Here is a 22,413-nt window from a genome sequence, read left to right as displayed (position 1 = left end):
CTGCCACATTGGCAGGCTATCTTTAATAATCATCCTTTGTGCTATCCTATGAATTTTAACGGTGACAAGAATCTAAACCCTTCCAACAATTGAGCAAATAATCATAGGTTGTCTTAGGTACTATTTTCTTCATTTCCTCTAAGTTTCCTTCTTTTAATAGCTTTCTTACTCTCGAAGCACTGATGGGACTATCTAAATATTCCTTGCGTTTTATTTCTACGAATTTAATATCGTATTTCTTTAGTAAATTCTCCATGAAACGGTTGTACTGCTTTGTTATTGGGTCAAATGGTTCTTCACCTGCAAATCGTACTGATATATTGAGTGCTTTTGCAATGCAATTACCGAAAATATCCAAGTCCAATGATGGATCAATGATTACATCCTTATTAGTTTCTTTGGTGAAGTATTCCGGAAAAGTGATACTGGAAATAATGAAATTACCGCTTCTGAGTAGTTTAACATTATCAAATTTGCTTATTCCCGCTTTTACCATATTATATCTATCTTCAAATGAGAACACCGATCTATCTTCCTCTACAAGAAAAATATAAAGATAATCCACCGACTCCGAAGCAAATTGTATCAAGTATTGATGTCCCAAGGTAAAAGGATTGCAGTTCATGACTACTGAGCCAATCTTCTTTTGGTTGAAATCAACAATTTTTTCTTCTGCCAGATAGGATAAATAATTTGCAAACTCAGGATTGCTGGTGATTTGGTTGAGCGGCTCATTCAATTTACTTGTTCTGATTTCACTAAAATCATTTAAAATATCTTTGTATGTGAACATTACCTTAAAAGCTTTTTCTGTCAGTTTTTCAAGGCCATAATGATTGATATGGGTTGTGTCAATAAACACATCACCCATATTATGTGGTCTTTGAAACATAGGCTGAAAATTATAGGTAGTAATATCGGCAGCAACAGCAAAATCAAAAAAATATTCAGAGTCAATAGCCGTATAAAAAATGATTATGTCTCCCTCATTAATCTGAGCATTATCCATGGCTTTGAGCATATGACAGGCAAAATATCCAACAACTCCATAGTTAAGGACCAGATATGTATCCGGATAATTTTTGTTTACCCGCCTTTGCAGGCAGGAAGAAAACGTATACTTATCCTCCACACCGAAACTATAAGTCTGGCTGGAGCCAAAGCAATGAATGATGTTTTTATATTGATCGGGAGCGTCTGTAGTGAACCTTTTTCCGCCTTTAATATTCACATATTGACTTTCATAATCCTCCAAAGACTTTAGTTGATTTATCTGAATCAATCTCGGTATATGCAATATCTCTTTCATGTAATCTTTAGTAAAATATTCTAACTTATGATTAACTAAAGAATCATGAAACTTACCTTCAATTAGCATGCCAATAAACTCATATAAAGTACACTTAGAAAATGCATCCATAATCATCTTCTCATTCTCGGATGGGTGTTTTACCGCAGCAAGAACAGGTGGGTTAAAATAATATACTTTCACGTTTTTATCACGTTTAAGCTTGCCGATCTTATTGATCAGATAAACTGTCGGCAAATGAACTTTTTCATCATTAGCAAAATAAAATGCTTGGTAATATTTTAATTTTTCAAAAAGCTGACCTAGTTCAACTGAGGTATAAATAAGGAAAAATGCATTTCTCGGTACACCGGGTTTTGGGTTTACCCGTTCAGTATTGCTCTCAATAAAACCCGATGTATTTATAAAAAAATCAGGGATAAAATTTAGTTCCTCAAATAAATCACAGGTTTTTTGATCTGATAAAAGGATCAATTTCCCTGTTCTGTTTTGAAAATGACCTTGTAATTTTGCAACTCTTTCTTTTAAAGATTGCATAGGTAATTGACCAGAGTATTCCATGATTGGGAGTATAAACTCACAACCGGAATCAATAATTTTGTTAACCCCATTTTCACTGTATATAGTATATATGAAGAACAAATCTTTTTCCTGAATTTGATTGTTCTCATTGTTGATAACATCAATATGGTTTTTTCGAAAAAATTGAATATAATTTTCTGATTCTTCTTCGATACTGTTAAGAACGGCAAGTTTACCTGCGGCAACAAAACTCAAAATTTCACACAACTCATAATAGTAAAAATGATTCATATCAACCTCTCCTATCTCAATAGTCTTTATAAAGGTTTTAATGCATTTTTGGTGAATTTCTACAAACCCAAAGTAATAAGGTCTCTAACTAAGCTAGTTCCCTACCTAATTCATCTCTGTAATTACTTTATCAATTACCTCCGTATTCTGTGTTATAATATTAAACACAAAATATCTTTTTGGCAACTAGGTACTTTTTTGTATTATAGTAACCCAAAAGATACTTAAAAATATTGGGGTGGAAAAATGATTGACAAAGAGAAAAGGCATGAGGAATGTCACATGAAGGAAAAATGTGTTAAGTATGATAAATGTCCAATGGTTTTGGTGCAAAAAATAGTTTCCGGCAAATGGAAAATATTAATCCTGTGGTATTTAAGCTACAATACACTGAGATTTAATGACATTAAAAAAAGATTGCCTCATGTTACTCAAAAAATGCTCACACAGCAGTTAAGAAGCTTAGAAGAGGATAATCTTATATTTAGGAAGGTTTACGCTGTTGTTCCTCCTAAAGTGGAATACGGATTAACAGAGGTTGGAAAGGAAATAATCCCCATTTTGGAAATGATGCACGGTTTTGGGGCTAAGTATTTAGAACAAGTATACGATAAGGAAAATAATGTGCAGTAATGAATATGGCAAAGTGAACGGTTATTGATAGCCATTTCTATCTTTAGAAAAGGTTAATGTGTTTGTTGTCGAATTGTTGAGTTAGCTATATCTTTTATCCGCTCAACTTCAGATTCAGGCCTTAACGCCATGCGCGACAAGGATCTGTCACAGTAAAACGCTGAAGAACCCACGTTAAGACATTTATAGATTAAAAAAACCGATTTTCCTACGATAAGGATAATCGGTTTTTTAACATAATATTTCTCGAATTATATGGATGCCCATGAAAATTAAAAAATGGCATATAGGCTTTGGGGCATACTATAACAATAGTTTAACTCGCAAAAAAGAAAAAGTCTATTCTTTTTATGGGATTTCCATTATATTTTTAGTACTGGCTTCTAAGCAAAATTAAACTTGGGAGGTTTTAATGTGGAAAAATTAAAAATCAAAAATTATCCTATGGTAAGTCCTGCTCCAACTGTCCTTGTCGGAGCCGATGTAAATGGCAAGCCTAACTATGCCACCGTTGGGGCATTTGGTATGGTGTGTCTGGAACCAGTGTTTTACGTCTCATTAAAAAGCACTCATTATACAACTATTGGGGTTAAGGAAAATGGATATTTTAGTATCAATGTACCCTCGGCAGATATGGTTCAAATAACAGATTATTGCGGTATAGTATCGGGAAAAACAACAGACAAGTCAATTGTGTTTACTTCGTTTTATGATGAACTTAAAAAAGCTCCCATGATTAGCGAATGTCCATTGAATTTTCTCTGCAAGATCATTCAAATAGTTCCTATTTACGGCTTTGAAGTGTTCTTTGGGGAGATAGTTTCTACATACCTAAATAAGCAATGCTTGACGGGCAACAAGCCCGATCCGCTAAAAATCAATCCGATGATTATGATGGGCACCAGTTACTTTGATTTAGGTCAGGCTGTGGGGAATTTGTTCAAAGAAGGTGTGGAATACAAAAAATTGTAAAATACATATCTTATCAGGGATAGACCCGGTAAGAATTTGGAAAGAACATTTTTTCTCTTTCCAAATTCTTACGAGCAGAATTGTAGCTTTGGCCTATCTTTTAAACAGATTGTTTAGGAAAATTGCTATTCCTGCTAACATACCAAGTTTCATTATATTACTTGTTGTTATTACTCAATGGTTAACCCCTCATGCATGTATCCTTGCTCCTTCTCTTCCATAAGCAGCCAGAAATCTGATTTGTTTTCCAAACGGTACGGCCCATTGGTTGCCGGAATATCTGCATTGATGGTGAATTTTGCTTTACTGCTTCCCACCGGCGTTACAGAAATAATGGGAACGAGATCATCATTGGAATTCCGAAGAATTAAAACATCGCTTGTCAGATTGTCCACGCTTTTATAGAGATTGAGCGTAAATCCGCTGTCAGTTACATCTGAGGCAAAGGCTTTGTTGGGCAATACATTTTTAAAACCGGACATTACCTGCTCAAAACCACCTATATTTATCCCATCTCCCGTTGCCTGGATAAGCAATTTATAGCCTGCGTCCGATTCGTTTGTAATATAGGTTAAGCTTGTCGCTCCGTCGATAAGTTCCATTTCGTAAGTAGCCGGATTTACTCTGTACCACTGGCAGCTTAAATATACTTCGTCCACCACTGACTGTTCCTCGAGACTTTTAACAGTAAAAGCTGCCTCCAGGCCCCTGCCGATCCAGGGCGCCATAGTCCCGCTAATATACACGCTTTCATCCAGGGACCACCCGCTGAAATATGTGTTGATATTGGATAACGGTGCAGCTACAGCGTTTGATGTATAGCCATTTTTAGGCCCGCCATTTACCAAAAGACGGTAGTAATAGGACCCGCCGGGATTAGAAAGGCTGAAATTGTCCTGGGTTGCCGAGCTTTTTAAATCCTCAGAATATACTTGATAGTTTTGCCAGTTTGTGCCGTTCGTAGAATACTGCAGAGTATAGCTCTCGGCATCATTCTGAGACGCCGGTGAGAATCTTAGTTCCACTACGGGTTCCGTCCCGCCAAGCCACCTGTTTTCCCGCTGGCTTTTGACTGAATACAAACAGCCAATGGTATTTTGTTGGGGTGTGAAAGGGTCAAAGGCGGGAAGTATTCCTCCTTCACCTGGCGTAAACGGACCTTCATCTCCAGAAACTATAGTGAATAACTTGCTGCCGGACTGATAGCCTGCTTTGGTAAATGTTAATTTATTAGTTCCTGTAAATTCACCTTCAGTAGGGCTTAGCAAGTATTCATGTTCAGGAATATCAGGGTCTCGAACTTCCGGATCGTTAAACTTGAATTCCACTTCATTTCCATTAGCATCAGACAGCAAAAAATTTTCTCTATCCAGTTTAAGTAGCGGCTCATGTTCATTGCCAGATACATTCCAAACCGATACCCATATTTCTCTCTCAGAGGAACAGATGATTTCCAATTCCACAGGAGTTTGGGGAGATGCCGCCGTTACGGTGACCTCGCAGGTTGCCGCAAATCCACCATCTTTCGTAGTTGCTGTGATAGTTGCGACGCCTACACCCACTCCTGTTACTAAACCGCTGCTACTTACAGTTGCTACTTCTTCATTGCTTGAAGTCCAAGCTACATTTTTATTTGTTGCGTTTTCAGGAATCACTGTTGCGTCTATCTCAAGAGTTTTTTCTACTGTTAAGTCCATCTTTACCAAACTGACATCTATACCGGTTACGGGGACTTCAGTAACGGTGTACTCGAATGTCGCCTCATCACTGTTCCTCATATTACTTTTTACAGCAATGGCTTTAATGGTCAGGTTACTGTTTATGCCAATCGGTCCGGTATATTTGCTGCTTCTAATTGTCGGAACAGTCCCATCAGTTGTGTAGTAGATGGTTGCACCTTCTGAAGTTGTTGTTAAACTAACATTTGTGCCCTTTTCTATTTCCCCGGATGCGGTGCTCGCTTCCGGTTTAGCAACCTGCGAAGCTTTAAACGGTGCCCAATTGGAAAAATGATAAACAGTGGTTTGAATAACTTTATTAGATACATCCACAATCGAATCCATATATTTCCATTCGCCGTTGTCAAAGTAGAAAATTGCCAGGTCAGCGCCAGGGTCACCTTCAAATGGCAGTACCAAATTTACACCTTTATTGAGGTCTACATTGCCCTGAAGCTCTATTTTGACAACTTTCCCGGCGGTTTTAAATACCTGACCTTCCTGAACAGAGGGTACCTCATAATCACTGTCGCTTAGTTCTGTAACGGTCAACGTGTTTTCAGCGGGAATGGTAATCACGGAAAAGTCCAATTGAACGCCATTTGTAAATTCCAGTTTCTTTGCATCTTCCGGAATTATTACCGGATTGTCCAGCGGTATTGATTTATCTTTCTCTATTACATTAACCGTGAAAGTTCGGGTTGTACTTTCATAACCGGACTTTTCAGCAGTCACGGTAATTGTTGCATTGCCGGCCTCATTAGCACTAATTGTCATTGTTTTGCTCAAAACGGTTACACCGGCTACTTGTTCGCTGCTGCTGAAAGCCTTAATCGTAACGTCTGTGGGGCTGGTGGTAATAGTTTTTTGGCCGGTTGACCCGTTGATTATAGATAAGTTGTCAATGGTATTTATTGATATAATTTGGGTATTGGAACTACTACCACCACCACTGCTGCCACCGGTGTAGGCCAGGGTGAAGGGAGCCTTAAGAGTACCAATATTCTGGGTACCGGCGGAACCGACATGCTGACTGCTGGTCACAACGCTGGGTTCCTTATCGTTATGGATTTGTTCATAAGCACGGACAGTGTAGGTCCTGTCAGCCATAACCGCTATGGTATATTCACCATTTATGTTGGTGGAGGTAATGAAGGTTGGGTTAGTGGTGAATAAGATAGTGGCATTTTTTACTGCCCGGCCATTGTTGTCTTTCAAGATACCTTTTACGATAGCCGCGTCTTCAAGGTTTAGGTTAATTTCCGCAATCTTGTTTTCAACGATATTAACGTCGGCTTTATAAGCAACCGCACTGTCGGTGGTAGCAGTTATGTCGTAATAACCGGCTTTTAATTCGGCTTTGAAGTAACCCTGATTATCAGTTTGAACTTCTTTTAGTACTTTATGGCTGTCGGCGGCAAAAATCCGCACCACTACTTTATCTAAAGCACTGCCGTCAAGGGTTACTGTACCTTCCAACGTAGTTCCCACTACGGTTTTTGGTTCCTCCACGGTTTTTGGTTCGCCCGATGCGTATGCCAAAGCGTTGTGCAGGGAAACCACGGCTTCGGCCCGGGTGATGCTCCGTATCGGTTTAAAGGTGTTGTCGGGCATGCCCCTCATTAAACCGGCCTTGGCAGCTGCGCCAACGCTGCCCCTGGCCCATTCCTGAATCTGGCCGGCATCGCCGAATTTGGCCAGTCCTTCGATAGACGGGTTAATTTTTAGCAGTCTGACTAATATACTGGCTACCTCTTGACGGGTGATGGTTTGGTCAGGCTTGAATGTGCCGTCGACATAGCCGCCGATATATCCTGCTGTTTTGGCTGAAATCACCTCTTCGTAATACCATTTACCGGGTTTAACATCGGTAAAATCGGCGGTGGTATTGCCCTTGTCAATGGCAAAGGCACGGTTGATCATGGCTACAAATTCAGCTCGGCTGATTTGGTTGTTAGGTTTGAATGTTCCGTCCTGGTAACCACTGACCAAGCCTTTTTCGGCCCATTTATTAATTTGTCCTTGGGCCCAATGGCCGGATATATCGGAAAATTCGGCAGCTACTGCGTAACCCGTAAAGATTAGAAGCATATATATGATTAGTACGACAATAAATAGTCTATTGTTATGCACTATTCCTTTGGCCTCCCTTTTTACAATTTTGCATAACGGTAAATCCTTACTCCGGTGTGTTCTATCCTCCTTTGTTAAATTATTGTTTATTACTAATACAGGACAGACCTGTAAAATCTAATTCATTAATCCCATGGTTAGAAAAATAAGATTGTTTTACTATTCGATGGACCAGAATTGTTACCAGTCCTAATATAGCTCTGTCAGAAGAATAATAAAAATCCCTGTTAATCTACTTATACTAAAACACCTCTTTCAGAAACAGATCTATTAGGCATTAAGGGATATCACTCATTTTATCCTCTCAAAAAGAAACTAACTACTACCCCTTAATGCAGTTTTTAACTGTGCAAAAAAATTATCCATAACTCCCCCTGCAACCTACCCTTTGGGGCAGTGTAAGATAATATTTATTCTTTTAGCAGGAAACTGTCTTTGAATAAAGAAATTATTAATTATGAAAAAGATATCGGAAAGCAGGGCAATGTTAAAACTTGGCGGATGGGCGGGCGATTCCATATCCCTAACCTTGTTGTTTACATGGATACTAAGCTACCCGATGCATGGCTTTTTCCTACAAGGAGTAGCCGGTCCTAATTTTTACGTTTTAGGACACCTTTTTACTGCAAGCCATGGTTTGGGACTTTTTACAATCGGTTCATTATCTATAACCATGCTCCAAAATAAAACTTTTATAAAACTGGCCGGAGTTAGTGTTTTGGTTCTGACGATTGCATATACGATTCTTCCACAAAGCGGTTCTATTAAATATATAATTTGCATTATTTTAGGCTTTAGCTCTGCCTACCTGGTCTTGGCTTGGGCCTGCGTCTTTACCGGCAGCAATATAGCTCCCGAGCTGACTCTCGGTGTGGCTATGGCTCTCACCAATGTTTTGCTCGGTCTGATTGGATTCGCTCATAACATCCCTAAAACAGCATTTATAACTGCTTCAGCACTTTCCGGACTGGCCCCCCTCATAAGTGCTTTTTACATTACCCGGAAACAACCTTCAGTAAAACTTCAAAATGTTCAGAATGAACAAAAAGATATAAAGGCCGGATTAACTACCTTTCTCGGAATAGCGTTCTTGGTAGCCGCAGCTTTTTTTTCCGGAGGCCTCTGGTACAGGGCTGTGCTGCCACTTTTCCACTTGAAATGGCCGGATATAATGGGGATAGGTTCCTTTATATATGCCGCTGCAGTTTTAGGCCTGTCTTTAAACGCCCAAAAGCATTCTTTATACTGGCTGGGGACTATCAGCCTAAGTGCACTTGGGATAGGACTGGCAACATCGTTAATTGGTCTTGACAAATCGGTGGTGCTTGCCTTAACGTTAATCATTCTGGCTGCGGGCCTTGGAGCATTGGACTTATTTTTTTGGCTTACACTGCGAAAATTATCTCTATTTCTCGGCACCCAGAGGTCCTTTGGCTTTGGCCTGGGACTATCCCTTTTTTTTATAACTGCCCCCGGAATAGCCATAGACACAGGCGTTTTGACAAACCCGTTGGAAAGCCCTGTAATGTCTGTGATAGGAGCCTGTCTTTTGTTTTTGATTAACCCTTTGCTAGTACAACTGCTCCAACATCTGTCGGTTTCACTACCCAAGCATGATGGAGTTTATGATTCTTTTCACGAACCAACGGCAACAAACAAAGGGGAAGAAAACCAAACAGTTACCCATTACCCGGAATTTTGGTATAATTTCACAGCCAGTGAGAAAAGAGTGTACGAATTCATCTGTAAGGGCTGGACCGACCCGGAAATCGCAGCTCATTTGAATATCTCTCGCCACACCGTCAAATTTCACGTAAGAAATTTACTCAGAAAAGCCGGGGTTTCCAATCGAAAGGAACTGCTGGCTCAACTTGTCAGTAACCGGGATGAAAAATAATACTACCCTCGTTTTGATAGTTCCGTTTTTGACCGTTCGGACACTGACGATAGTATCACGGTGGGTTCGACTCCCCCCGCCTCCACCATCATGTTAGGTCAAAAAAAATGCCATGCGGTCAAAACCGCATGACATAAGACTCTCTCGGGGTAAATACCCCGTTTTTTAACTTCAAATTTAAGGATGAAATCAGCTCTTTTCGACAATCTGGAGAGATCTGAACACTCGTACAAACAAAACTAATAGAAAATAGCGCCCTATGGTTATAAACAAAAAACCGGAGGGCGTTTTTTTATTTCTTTATATAAATTCATCCCGACGATATATTTTTATCGACAACCTGAGGGCTGTATTTCAAATTTTGAGATACGGCCTATATTTTTTAGTAAAGGAGATTTAAAAATGGACAGCAACAGATTTTTTGACGAGATTGCACGTAGAGTTGCTTCACAAGTAATAACAGCAGGAGAAATAAATGACGAGCATCGATTGTTTAACAAGAGGAACATCTGCTGGATATTTACCGTGCGGCCAGCTACAGCTTGGATGAGAGAACAGACCTTACAATTAAGCAGATAGATGGGCTAAAAAAATTAAGGAACAAATTGAAAAAGCCGAACCCTCTGCCGAAGCAGTATTGAAAGCAGAGCAGCAGGCAGAATTGACGCAGGAATCGGGTATGAAGATGGGAGGTATGTAAGATGAAAACTGTTTATGCTTTTATTCGGCATCAAGGGAACAGCCTGGCAGTGGATTTCCCCCTAAACATTTATGATATGCCTGATCATCTCGGAAGTATTGGAGTCCGGCTGCCTCCGGGCAAAGTAGCTGTTGCGGACACAAAGGATTTGTCTGTCAAACTCACAGGATTAAATGAGGTTGGTGAAGCCATTGTCGAAAAGCTGGCCGGCAGCGATAGCCTCGTTGACATCAATACGCTCTGCCAGGCAATAGAACAAGCCTGCCCATATGGTTATGAAGATATGGCTGACAGACTGGCAGCCAGTGATTCAAAGAGTGCAAAAGAATTAATGCAGGTGGTGGATGAATTCATCCAGACACAACAATCTCAACAAATGGGAGGCATATTGAGGCGCTTTCTTTATATAAGGAGGCGCCTTTTTGTTGCCGGAAAGGAGGCCGCATCGATGGATAAAGGCAAAAAATCACAACAGAAACAAGAAAACGGCGACGCTCACGCACCGCCAGGAAAACGATATACCGTCCCGCCCCCGAAAGACACAACACGCTGCAAAGGCTGTCCGTATCCCCGTGTTGGCTTTATCTGCTGGAAGCTGCCTGCGGACCGATATGGACAGGATCGGCAGGCCGGGGAGGTGAGGACGGATTGAACAGCATTATCAGTTGGGTCGGCGGAAAAAAAGCCTTGCGCCCTCTCATTTATCAGCGGATGCCCAAGGAGTTCGGGCGGTACATCGAGGTATTCGGCGGCGGAGGCTGGGTGCTGTTCGGAAAGCCGCCCGACACGCCCATGGAGGTGTATAACGACTTCAACTCCGACCTCGCCAACCTGTTTCGCTGCGTCAAGGAGCGCCCCATGGCGCTACTGAAGGAACTAAATTTCTTTCCTTTAAACGGCAGGGATGAATTCAGCAACGAATACCTGCGGGAAGAACTGGAGCTGGCGCAGAACAATCTGCTCCCGCCCCAATATGAAGAAATCAAAGCCCTTCTTAACTGAAAACGCCGCCATGAACGATGTCAAACGGGCCGCCGCCTTCTTCAAGATCATCCGCTACAGCTACGGCTGCCAGCCCTTTGACATCCGCAAGACCTTCCACCTGATATGGCAAGGAAGCCGCAGGCTCAAGGATACGGTAATCGAAAACAAGGACTTTAAGGCATTGATCCGGCAGTATGACAGGAGCAATGCCTTTTTTTACTGCGATCCCCCCGTACTTTGAAACGGAAGACCACTACGCGGTGGAGTTCGGCAAGGAGAACCATGTGCGGCTGCCAGGGCAAATGGCTGGTGAGCTACAACGACTGCGGGTACATCCGTGAGCTTTACGCCGGTTACAACATTGAAGCCGTCAGCCGCATCAACAACCTGGCACAGCGGTATGACAACGGCTGTGAATTCCCGAAAGTGTTTATCTCCAACTATGACACCTCGCAACGCATGCGGGATATGCCCATGCAGATGGGCCTTTTTGACCTGGATTATTGCAACCTGGAATAAACGGCTTTATATAGCCGTGCGAAATTAAAACACGCCCCCATCACGGGGCGGCAAGGAGGAAATGTTTTATGAAAATCATTGAATTTCAAAGCACCGTAGACAGAAAGGGACGGCTCATCATCCCCCCACAGCTCCTGCGGGAGATGGAGCTGGCTGCCGGTGATAGGGTAAAACTCACCTGCGCCGTTGGCTGTGCGGGTTCAAAGTGCGGCGCCCTCGACCTGCGGGAGCATGAGCCGGAATACAGCGGGTACAGCTTCCTGCCCGATGGCAAGTATTCTGCCGGCGTAGGATTATGCAGCATGCAGGAAGTCAAAGACTACATCGAAATGCAGAAGGACTACCAGCACAGGGTGATGATCTGCGACAGCGACGATTGCTGCGTGTTCGAAATGAAACGGGGCGTGGTGATCCACCCGTCGCTGGAAACCATTGAGGCCCATCAAAAGGAACAGGAGCAGGGCGGCATGAAAATGGACATGTAAAAAAACAGACCGCTCCGGCTAAACCGGAGAAGAAAGCCCATTGAAAGGAGGCATCTCTATGAGCAGTATCAGTATCAAAAACCAGCGTATCCTCTATTACGGCAACACTGCCGGATACGTGGATAACGGCAGGGCAATCGTTGACCCCTTGTTCCATTGCGGCTCCATCCGAATTGTCAATCCGCAAAACCTGAAAAAAGAGGACTTTATACGGGGCGGCACGGCTACAGCGGGGATGCTGGACTTTCTCGCGGAGTGCCTTCGCTACGGCATTTCCATCTGTGTAGCCGGAGCCACCAGCTCCGGCAAGACCGCCCTGGCAGGCTGGCTTCTGACCACCATCCCGGACAGTAAAAGGATTTTTACCATCGAAAACGGCTCCCGTGAGCTGGCGCTGGTACGGGAGAAGGACGGAAAAATCATCAACAGCGTCATCCATACCCTGACCCGCGACAGTGAAAACGAGCGGCAGCGCATCGACCAGATCGTCCTGCTGGATATGTGCCTCCGGTTCAATCCGGACATTATCGTTGTGGGCGAGATGCGCAGCGCAGGAAGCCGCCCGTACCGGAATCACGGTGCTGACCACTATCCACTCTAACAGTTGCGAAGCCACCTACCGCAGGATGGTATCTCTCTGCAAACGGGCGGTGGACATGTCGGACGAAACCCTTATGGGGTATGTGACCGAAGCCTATCCCATTATCGTGTTCTGCAAGCAGCGGCGCGTGATGGAGATCATGGAATGCGAAATCCTGCCTGACGGCAGCCGGAATTTCCGTCCGCTGTTCCAGTATACCATCATGGAAAACCGCATAGAGGACGCCCGGTTTATCATCGACGGACGGCACGGACTGGTGCAAGGCATCTCGCCGGGCCTGCAGAAACGGTTTCTCGAAAACGAGGTGTTCCGGGAATGGTGCGACGCCATTGCCGCCTGCCGGTATGACCGCAACCTTAAGACCACCCTGACGCCCATCGTTTCAAAGCTCAGTGACATGCGCATTGTGAATGCCGAGCTGGAATACATGGTCTTTGAGCCGCGCAAGGAATTCATCATCATGGTCATTCTTGTGATCGGAAACATTCCCATTATGTATTTCCTCAACAGGAGCTGGTATGAAACCTTGATGCACACCGCAATCGAACAGTTTGTCCTGGCGGTCTGCGCGGCGGCGATCTTCATCAGCACCGCCTTCGTGATCCGGCTGACCAAGCCCATCGAATACAGGAGGTAGCCGATATGACAACACTATTACTCTTTGCGGCCCTGTTTGCCACAGGGCTGTTTTTTATTCTGGCAGATGTGCTGAAGCTGCCCACCATGGGGACGGCCAAGGCTATGCTGAGTTACGCAAAAAGAAATAAAAAGTCCGCCAACACCACCGAGGCATGTCTCATGTCCTTTGCGGTCAGGCTCTCCAGGCACATCCCCATGGATGAGTATAAAAAGAGCCGAATGGAAAATGTCCTCAAGGCCGCGGGCATCAGCATGACCCCGGAGGTCTATGCGGCATACGCCATCGTCAAGGCGGGAGCCATCCTCCTTGGTGTCATTCCCTGCCTGCTCCTGCTCCCTCTGCTGGCTCCGGTGATGTTTACCACGGAGTGCGGGAAGGCTACGCCGCAGGCTACCAACCGGTAGGCGGCTCAGGTGAGCAAAGTGTCAGCTACGTTGACACTTTGCTCACCTGGACAGGGCGCTGGGCCTGCAAAGAAGCGGCGGGTACCATGTGAAATACGCGGGTGAGGCTATGGAATTCAGGCTCTATAGTTTGTCGGTCAATGTCCGGAACGCGCCTCTGGCGCCCTCCGACCCGGCCAATGCCCAAAGGTTTATTGCCGACGCAACCATCCACTTGGAGGTTCCGGTATCCTTTACGGGTAAAATACTGCCGCCGATACGGATAAATCTCAAGGTGAAGGCAAGATATATGTCTGTATTTTAACTTTTTCACAGATTCGGTAGACTTCTGAAAAAACCTGTGGTAGGGTGTGGAACTGTAAAGAGGTAAAAAAACTGAAAAGGAGGCAAATTCTATGATGAATATGAACGATAAAACCAAACGAAATCTTCTTATCGCCGGGCTTTGCGTCATCTGTGTGGGGCTGATTTTTGCGATCTCCTCCCGCTTTCAGACAGAAACGCCAACAGGCGGCGAAAACACTCCGGCAACCTTGGTCAAAGCCGAGGTCACTCCGGATATCAATAATATGGAAGAAACAGCAGAAAAAACAAACGACAAAGAGCTGGTCATCCAGCTTGACGAGCCGATCCCGGCTCCTACGGATAAGCCTGCGGATCAAACTGACCAGCCGGTGCAGAACTTACAGCCGGATGTAACCAAACCACCGGAGCCGTCCGGAAGCCAAAAGACCGACCCGGGCAAGAATCCGGACGGAGAAAAGTTTGACACAGTAAAACCAGTTGAACACGATAAGGTAACGAAGCCAGAGAATAGCTCTTCTCCCTCTACTCCAAAAGCCGGAGATAAGAATGATAAAGGCCAAATGTGGGTACGACAGCCGAGGATATATACGAAAACGGAAATAAGATTGGGAATATGAACTGACAGTCTAAGAAAATAATAAGGTGAAGCACAGCAGAAATGCTGTGCTTTTTTGCGTTGAAGGAGGAATTTTATGAAACGAATACTCAGCATATTGCTAATTACCCTGCTGATAACGATGTTTCTGCCAATGACTGCCTTTGCTATCGGGGATGGGAATGTGGATGGAGGCGGCGGGATGGGTGACGGTACAAGCACAGATTATTGGAACACCGGTGATGAAGGTGTACATCTGGACTATTTTGGGGATGTAGGAGTGGAAACCATTGATACCTGAATATAGGAGGGAGAAAAGTTGACTAATAAAGAAATCCCGTGGTTTTGCGCTTGACCATACAGAATAGGTCGATCAGGGAACTGAACTGCTTGGGAGAGCTGATACAGCGTATGTCGACACAAACGCGCTCCTGCTTGGAGCAGGAAATTGCAGAGAAACCTAATGCCGCCATTGCCGATGCCATCAACGCCGCATACCGACTGCTGTCGGAAAGCGTGGTATATGACGGGATATCCATGTCGGACCGGGCTGTGCTTTTGGGTGATGATGAGCCATACATTCAGGTTAAGCTCATTGCGAACAGCGATGAGCTGGATCTGGACGAAGAAGATGGAATATGGGTAAACTGCCCTGTCCATGAGGACGAGCTGAAAGCTGTAGCCGAACAACTGGGTGTCGGCTCATACCGTGATCTTGAAATGGGCGACGTTTGTGCCATCGTTGAGAAAACTACGATAGATATGCTCTGCGATGCAATCTCTTCCTTCGACGAGATTAACGAGCTGGCACGCGCTATGAAAGAGCATGGTGTAATCCGGGAGCTGGGCAAGTATAAAGCCATTCTGGAATTCGAAAACTGTTTTGACGTAGAAGAAGCCGCCGAGTTAGCAGGAAAGCTGGATGACTATGATTTTTTCTAATTAACCAAGAATAATCAGCACCTTTGAGGACTACTTCCATTGAGAGTTCACATCAGCGATTGCTCTTGCACTTTTCCACGCTTGGAAGTATAATTAACCTGTAAAATTCTAAGAAGCAGGTGGAAGTATGAAATATATCACAGTCAATGAAGCGGCAGAAAAATGGGGTCTTTCTAGGCGGTCAATCAGCCACCATTTGACAGCCGGCCGCATTCCGGGTGCAGTAAAAAAGGGCGGCTTCTGGCTAATCCCCAAAGATGTCGCAAAACCCAAAGATAAAAGATATAAAAAATCCACAGGAAAAACAGAAGAGTCCTTCGGGTCGCCACCATCACTGACTGAAAACAAGGATTTGTTTGTGGAAATGTTCAAGCATTTTCCTTATCCGGTACAAATATGCGATCCGGAGGGTGCAATGTTATTTGCAAACGCTGCCTTTTTTAGGCATATAAAATTGTCCGATCCGCCGGAGGATTTAAGAATATTTAATACGCGCTATGAGCCGAACCTTGAAAAATGGGGCATCAAGGATTTTGTCGAGCGAGCCTATCGGGGAGAGGTCGCTCATATCTACGATGTCAAAATGCCGATTCGAGAGGCCGTCTCAAAGTATGGCGGCAATGCAGAATTGCCCTCAGAAAGCATATTTGTCAATATGACCTCTTTTCCCATCTATGATGAAAATCATCAAATCGCATATGTTGTGGGCATTTTTATCCCTTCTCGATACTATCAGGGCCGGGAAGAAGTGATACAGGGCAAGGAATACATGGATGATCACTGGAAAGAGGACTTTGATGCGGATGCGCTTTCAAGTATCGTCCACATTAGCAAGCCACATTATACCCGCCTGTTCAAGCAGCACACCGGCACGACGCCCCACCAGTATTATCAGGGTGTTAAGCTTCAAAAGCTCAAGGAAATGCTGTGCGACAACAACCTGTCCATTGCTCAGGTTTTCGATGAATGCGGTGTGAATTACAATGGGAATCTAGCGAAAAAACTAAAACAGGAATTGGGCATGACACCGTCCGAGTATCGGGCAAGGATGATGCAAAAATAGTAAGTCCATGAGATAGACCTCCCACCAAACGGTTTCGGAGGCCTTTTTTTTGCTTGGGAAATGATTCAAAACGCAGGAAATACGATCACGAACGCATTAACCCCTTTCCCTCAAAAATAGTAAAATTGTATCGACCGATTTGTAGGCTCATTAGAATACTTATCCCAAATTGAGAAGGAAGAATTATGAGGAGGAAGAATTATGAAGCGAAATATTTTAAGAAAGGCACTCTCGCTGCTGTTGGCACTAGTGTTGCTGGTACCTTTGGCATCCCCGGCATTTGCCGCCGAGGATATAGAGGAAAGCACCTTGCAGTCGGATGCCCCCATGATCCTGGGCGCAGGGAATGGACTTGCCGTGTGGGCAGGCGAGAAGCTGGCTGGCGGCGTGGTAAGCAGTATCGCCGGCTACCCCATGAACCAGGCTATGGGCAAGATTTTCGGGACACAAACGGATCAGGTCTTGCAAGCCCTTGAGGCAATCAAGGTTCAAATTCAGGGTCTTAAAAATGATATCGCAGAGATGTCCAAAAAGCTTGACAGACAGGAGCTTCGAAATTTCTTGAACGGCTACGGGGATTCCATCAACAACTACATCAGCGTTTACAATGAGCTTAGCAGTGCGCAAAAAATAACCGATCCCGCCATGTTAAAAATCCTTTTTGAAAAAATATTTAAAGGGGAGGATCCGAACTACATGGTCGGCGGCAATTCGCTGAAAAACGCTACCATAAACCTCGGAAATCAGCTAAGGATCGTAAAAGCAGTGGAGGGCGGTTCTTGCAATATCTTCGGTGCCATTGACCTCTATGACCGATACGTGAATATCTGGGAGCATCAAGGTTATGTAATGCGGGAGGACTTCCGCAACAAGCAGCTGTCGATATACACATTGTTCTCAGCCATGAGCCAGCTTGCCTGTCAGTCGATTATCGATAACAATCAAGGAGACACTCCGTCGGCCAGGCTCGCAAAGTACCAAGCTGAGAGTCGAATGAAGGACTTGAAGGACGATGCCGAGCTGATGGATAAGATGGTCAAACGCACCTCCGTCGTCAATCCTGACAATACCATCAGCGTTTACCGGCACCCCAACCTGCGCATCGCCCGTGACATCAAGCAGGGGATTGACCTGTGTGCGTTCTCCCCCGACATCAAAGTCGCATATGTGACCAAGAATGCCTGGGGGGATGAAGCCGCTTGGGCGGACTTTTCGCAAAGTGCAGAGCGGTATACCTCCGTGGATTACCTCATGAGCTTGACGAATGACAAAACTGCCCGGCGCACTGCATGGAGCGGGGGCTGGGAGGTGTACACCAACCAGCCGACCCCTGCCGAGTATCAAATACTTCGGGAAAATTACGGCGGGCAGCAATCTTTGTATAATATCTTTTTTGACGCGGACAAAGGCAACTTTAATAATGTTGGGAATAGACCTGCGGAATTAGCCTTTTTGTGCAACCACTATGTCTCTCGGAATTGCCGCGACGGCTGGATCAACTGGGAATCCAACAACCATGTAGGGAACAATGGAGAGGTTTATGGATGGTGGAAGTTTTCTGCGGCCCGGTTCATTTCCGACACGTATGCCGGTAGCGCCCGCGATAACTGGTTCGATCCCTCAAACGCCTTCATCGTCAATAAATACTTGGGTGAGGTGAAGCAGGGCTCGCTTCAGGGGCCTAATTCCCCGCCGGACATCGAATACAAGGCGACAATTTCGGGCATGGATACGGAATATGAGGTAGGATATGACAGCGGCATCACTCTCGAAATTGACAAAACCGGTGACGCGTATCAGTGGGTTGTCAACAAGAACGATGACAAGGGCTTTGTGGAGCTTGAGGGAGAGACGGGCAAAACCTACTCCATTAGCGACGGACTTACCTCCGACATGAACGGCTGGCAGTACAGTTGCACAGTTATAGATAACCCGGCGGAGCCTGATGGAGAGCCAACCTACACCCACGCGCTCCCCGTGACGCTCAACCTCACAGGCGATGGCATATCCGACCCGGTGACCGAGCATGAGGTGGGTGATGCAGATGCGCTCAAGACCGCGCTGGACAAGGTGGATTCCGGTGAATGGAATCAGCACACCTTGAAGCTGGCGGATGACATTACCTATCCAAATCCCATTGCACCGGATGGTATGTGCAGCGTGACGCTCGACTTAAACGGGTACACGCTGACAGTGCAGCCCGGAGCGAATGCCGAATCGAATGTGAATGCCATGTCCAACAATCCGCAGATCGCCGCGATTTGCTTAAATCAAGACCAACTGACAATTGAGGATAGCTCAATTGACGGTTTGGGCTTACTGAACATTGTCGCCGGGCCGGGAATTGAATACGGCATCTACGCGGCAAATGACAGCGGATTCGATGGTTATGACGCAGTGACAGAAGAAGCTGTCACTGTGACCTCCACGGTTGGCGGCACCGCGATCTACGCTGCCGATGACAGCTTTGTCGGCGTAAAAGGCAGCGTCCGGGCGGAGGGCGAGGATGCCTATGGCATAGAGTGCTTAAACAGCGGCAGCGCTGTCATCGTGGACAAAGACGTGACGGTTTCGGGCAAATCCGCCTGCGGCGCATATGTGGCGTCCTTCGACGGCGGTACCTCAACCCAAGTCGTACGTATATTTGGCGACCTCACAATATCCGGCGAAAATAGCCGCGCTGCGCTTTTGGACGCGGAGGCTGAACTTACCGTAAGAGGCAGCGTAACGGTGACGGGCGGCAGAGAAGGCATCAGCGTAAGCAATGGTTATGTTGAGACTTGGGGCAACGTCACAGCGCCGGATTATGCTATCAACGCCCGGAGTAATAAAGCTAGCGTGGTGGTGCTCGGCAATATCTCTGTGACGAGGGAGAATGCCGTGGCGGTGTCCTTTGTTGGCGCCGAAATCCGTGTGGGCGGGAATGTCAGCTCGTCAAATAGCGGCGGAGTCGGCATACTGGCGGCAACTTGGATGGATCCCGACGACGGCGACGTCAAGTGTGGCGCATCGGTTACGGCAGAAGGCAAAATTGTTGCCGTCACGCCCCTGCTGATTGAGAGCACGCCCGTGACCGACGAGAGTGAAAAAGCCAGCACGGACCTTGATTATAATGTATTTACCATACCGGGAAAAGGCACAAGTGCTGTCAAGGCAATGCCCGGCGCATTTGAGGTAAAGGCCACCTCTCTTGTCACCTTTGACAAAAACGGCGGCGACACCGAGGCAAGCCCCAATACAAAAGCAGTCATCACAGGCGGCAAGGCGGGTATCCTGCCAACCGCACCTGGGAGGAGCGGATATACCTTCAACGGCTGGAACACGCAGGTCAACGGAAGCGGAACTGCATTTACGGCGAATACCGATGTCACCGGGCCGATTACTGTGTATGCACAATGGGAGTACAGCGTAGTAAATGCAGCCATCAGCCCGGCAAGTGCGAGTTATGACCTGAACAGCCCCGGCGATGTAAGTACCGCCATCATATGGAACAGCGCTTCTACGATTACGGATGTGGTATATGGGACAACGTCTTTGACAACACCTGCTGCATATATCGTTACCGAAAGTGCGCTAACCATCAAGAGCAGCTATCTTGAGGAACAGGGTTTTTCCGAAGGAAATACGGCAGAATTTATGATAGACTTTGACAAAGGCGATTCTGCCAAGCTTACTGTTAACATCGTAAACAATTATATACTTTCCGATGATGCCGGTTTGAGCGATTTGAAAGTAGGAGGTAGCACAGTAAGCGGTTTTGATCCGAATGTTTTCGCATATAGTGTGGAACTGCCATATGACACCCTGCCCGGCAGCCAAGCTGCGACAGTAAGCGCAGACGTTTATAATACAAAGGCTGTCGCAAGTATAACACAAGCGATATCCCTGCCCGGCAGTGCAGCCGTGAAGGTAACCGCTGAGGATAAAACAACTACTAAGACTTATACCGTCAACTTCACGCTGGAACAAGCACCTACTACCTATACCATCACCGTCCAGACTGACGGCAACGGTACGGCAAACGCTAATATTAGCTCTGCATCACAGGGAACACAAATTACTCTGACTGCCAATGCGAATAACGGCTATCGGTTCAAGGAATGGCAGGTCATCGACGGCGGTGTTACAATTACCGGCAACAAATTCAATATGCCCGCCTCAAATGTGACGGTAAAGGTGATTTTTGAATATAAATCAGGCGGTGGCTCCGGCGGTGGCGGCAGCAGTATTCCGACCACACCGACCATCCCTGCGGCAGGTGGCACGGTTTCTGTGAACTACACCGCCTCAAATGGCACGGCCTCCCTCTCGCTGCCCATGGTCAAGGTCAACGAAATCATCGAAAAGAGCAAGAGCAACGAAGCGGTACTCGACCTCTCCAAGGTAAGCGGCATCACGGCGGCGTCCATTCCCAAGGATGTGCTGGCAACCTTTGCAAAAGCGGGTCTTGACACGACTGTCAAGCTGCCTGTCGGCACCATCACCCTTGACGAGGATGCAACAGTCTCGGTTGCGCAGCAGGCTTCCGGCAGCAATCTGGCCATTGAATTGAAACAGGCGGCAACCAGCTCTCTCACCGACGAACAAAAGAAATCGGTCAAGAGCGGCGATATTGTGCTGGACATCAACATCACCTCCGGCACGAAGAAGATTAGTACCTTTGATGGGACGCTCGCCGTTTCTATGCCCTATACCGGCCCGCAGCCTGTAGCCGTATGGTATTTGAACGACGGGGGCGAGTTGGAGAAACTTGACTGCACTTTCAAAAACGGCGTGGTCAGCTTTAACCTTGACCATCTCTCTCTCTATGTGGTGGGGCAAGACACAGCGAAGCCTACGTGGGTCAATCCCTTTACCGATGCGAAGGAAGCCGATTGGTTCTATGCGGCGGTCAGCTTCTGTGCAGAGAAAGGTATCACCAACGGCACATCGGCAACGACATTCAGCCCCAACGCAACACTGACACGCGAACAGTTTATCACTATGCTGCTGAGAGCCTACGGCATCGAGCCAATTGTAAACCCCTCCGACAACTTTAGCGATGCTGGCAGCACCTACTACACCGGCTATCTCGCAGCGGCCAAGGATAGGGGTATTTCCAATGGCGTAGGCGATAACAAATTCGCTCCGGGAAAAGCAATTACCCGGCAGGAGATGTTTACGCTATTGTACAACGTCATCAAGTTTCTGAACAAGCTGCCCACCACAGATAATGGCAAGACCCTTGCCGACTTCACCGATAGCGGCGATGTGGCAACTTGGGCGCGTGATGCCATGATTATGTTAATTAAATCTGGCACAGTTTCCGGCAGCGGCGGTAAGCTCGATCCGATAGGCGGTTCGACCCGCGCGCAGATGGCGCAGGTGCTGTATAACCTGTTGGGGAAGTAACCTGAACAATAAATAGCAAATTATCTTAAAGATTTACGCCACCTGCCATATCTTTGGTCGGTGGCGTAAATCTTTTTTTGGTTTTCTTCTTTTGCTACCTTGACAAAATGAGTCTTTAGAAGAATATCTGGATAAATTCGACCCTTTAAGTGATGAGGACATCGGGCGGTATGTCCCCGCAGACGGAACTGTCCTTCGCTATTCAGTTTGCAGGATTTATAGAGATGGCGAACCTGTGGGCGGAGGCTTTCGGGCGGGCCACTTCACGCTGGAGGACATAAAGGCGGATCACTTTTTTACAAGCGATC

13 protein-coding genes and 5 pseudogenes are annotated in these 22,413 nt (G+C 45.9%); 16 read left to right on the top strand and 2 right to left on the bottom strand.

The genetic code is table 11. The features are described 5' to 3' along the window. Nucleotides 1-55: 55 nt before the first annotated feature. Nucleotides 56-2,122, bottom strand: a complete 2,067-nt coding sequence (locus DTOX_RS21215) for an adenylyltransferase/cytidyltransferase family protein (protein WP_015756091.1) — start codon at nt 2,120-2,122, stop codon at nt 56-58. Nucleotides 2,123-2,368: 246 nt separating this feature from the next. Here DTOX_RS21215 and DTOX_RS02185 point away from each other — a divergent pair, with 246 nt between their 5' ends. Further along, nucleotides 2,369-2,755: a winged helix-turn-helix transcriptional regulator gene (locus tag DTOX_RS02185; RefSeq protein WP_015756090.1), complete on the top strand. Its 387-nt coding sequence runs from the start codon at nt 2,369-2,371 to the stop codon at nt 2,753-2,755. Nucleotides 2,756-3,169: 414 nt separating this feature from the next. Then, complete coding sequence (locus tag DTOX_RS02180) at nt 3,170-3,727, top strand: flavin reductase family protein (RefSeq protein ID WP_015756089.1); 558 nt, start codon at nt 3,170-3,172, stop codon at nt 3,725-3,727. A gap of 170 nt (nt 3,728-3,897) precedes the next feature. Here DTOX_RS02180 and DTOX_RS21210 read toward each other — a convergent pair whose 3' ends face one another. Continuing rightward, nucleotides 3,898-7,578 (bottom strand): S-layer homology domain-containing protein, encoded by a 3,681-nt coding sequence (locus DTOX_RS21210; RefSeq protein ID WP_015756088.1) that lies wholly within the window; start codon nt 7,576-7,578, stop codon nt 3,898-3,900. A gap of 457 nt (nt 7,579-8,035) precedes the next feature. Between DTOX_RS21210 and DTOX_RS02170 the strand changes: the two genes are divergently transcribed. The 14 genes and pseudogenes from DTOX_RS02170 (at nt 8,036) to DTOX_RS02105 (ending at nt 22,105) form a co-directional block, all read left to right on the top strand. Beyond that, a complete protein-coding gene (locus tag DTOX_RS02170; RefSeq protein WP_174260358.1) occupies nt 8,036-9,475 on the top strand; it encodes a helix-turn-helix transcriptional regulator in 1,440 nt (479 codons plus the stop codon). A gap of 402 nt (nt 9,476-9,877) precedes the next feature. Next, nucleotides 9,878-10,054, top strand: coding sequence for a hypothetical protein (locus tag DTOX_RS22775; protein WP_015756086.1), 177 nt, complete (start codon nt 9,878-9,880; stop codon nt 10,052-10,054). A 122-nt stretch (nt 10,055-10,176) separates the two neighbouring features. Beyond that, on the top strand, nt 10,177-10,827 hold the full coding sequence (locus tag DTOX_RS25060; protein WP_015756085.1) for a hypothetical protein: 651 nt from the start codon (nt 10,177-10,179) through the stop codon (nt 10,825-10,827). Further along, a pseudogene (locus DTOX_RS02155) lies at nt 10,824-11,678 on the top strand (DNA adenine methylase). Before DTOX_RS25060 ends, DTOX_RS02155 begins: the two are co-directional and overlap by 4 nt. A gap of 209 nt (nt 11,679-11,887) precedes the next feature. Continuing rightward, nucleotides 11,888-12,163, top strand: a pseudogene (locus tag DTOX_RS02150) (hypothetical protein); the annotation flags it as partial. Nucleotides 12,164-12,326: 163 nt separating this feature from the next. Next, nucleotides 12,327-13,065, top strand: a pseudogene (locus tag DTOX_RS23580) (ATPase, T2SS/T4P/T4SS family); the annotation flags it as partial. Then, nucleotides 13,057-13,401: pseudogene (locus tag DTOX_RS23720) on the top strand (type II secretion system F family protein); the annotation flags it as partial. The pseudogenes DTOX_RS23580 and DTOX_RS23720, both read left to right, overlap by 9 nt. Nucleotides 13,402-13,406: 5 nt before the next feature. Continuing rightward, a pseudogene (locus DTOX_RS02135) lies at nt 13,407-13,760 on the top strand (secretion protein F); the annotation flags it as partial. Between the two features lie 136 nt (nt 13,761-13,896). Then, the gene (locus tag DTOX_RS24010) at nt 13,897-14,112 is read left to right on the top strand and encodes a hypothetical protein (protein ID WP_242652518.1); all 216 of its coding nucleotides are present in this window, start codon (nt 13,897-13,899) and stop codon (nt 14,110-14,112) included. A gap of 91 nt (nt 14,113-14,203) precedes the next feature. Further along, entirely contained in the window at nt 14,204-14,731 is a 528-nt protein-coding gene (locus DTOX_RS02125) for a DUF6550 family protein (protein ID WP_015756084.1), read from the top strand. A 75-nt stretch (nt 14,732-14,806) separates the two neighbouring features. Beyond that, nucleotides 14,807-15,010, top strand: a complete 204-nt coding sequence (locus tag DTOX_RS02120; RefSeq protein WP_015756083.1) for a DUF8193 domain-containing protein — start codon at nt 14,807-14,809, stop codon at nt 15,008-15,010. Nucleotides 15,011-15,120: 110 nt separating this feature from the next. Beyond that, nucleotides 15,121-15,651, top strand: a complete 531-nt coding sequence (locus DTOX_RS02115) for a hypothetical protein (protein WP_157862825.1) — start codon at nt 15,121-15,123, stop codon at nt 15,649-15,651. A 127-nt stretch (nt 15,652-15,778) separates the two neighbouring features. After that, on the top strand, nt 15,779-16,714 hold the full coding sequence (locus DTOX_RS02110) for a helix-turn-helix domain-containing protein (protein ID WP_015756081.1): 936 nt from the start codon (nt 15,779-15,781) through the stop codon (nt 16,712-16,714). A 201-nt stretch (nt 16,715-16,915) separates the two neighbouring features. Continuing rightward, nucleotides 16,916-22,105 (top strand): S-layer homology domain-containing protein, encoded by a 5,190-nt coding sequence (locus DTOX_RS02105; RefSeq protein WP_015756080.1) that lies wholly within the window; start codon nt 16,916-16,918, stop codon nt 22,103-22,105. Nucleotides 22,106-22,413: the final 308 nt, after the last annotated feature.

Source organism: Desulfofarcimen acetoxidans DSM 771, from assembly GCF_000024205.1.
GTDB lineage: Bacteria > Bacillota > Desulfotomaculia > Desulfotomaculales > Desulfofarciminaceae > Desulfofarcimen > Desulfofarcimen acetoxidans.
Note: the sequence above shows the minus strand (reverse complement) of the source record. Positions and strands in the feature narration are given on the sequence as shown.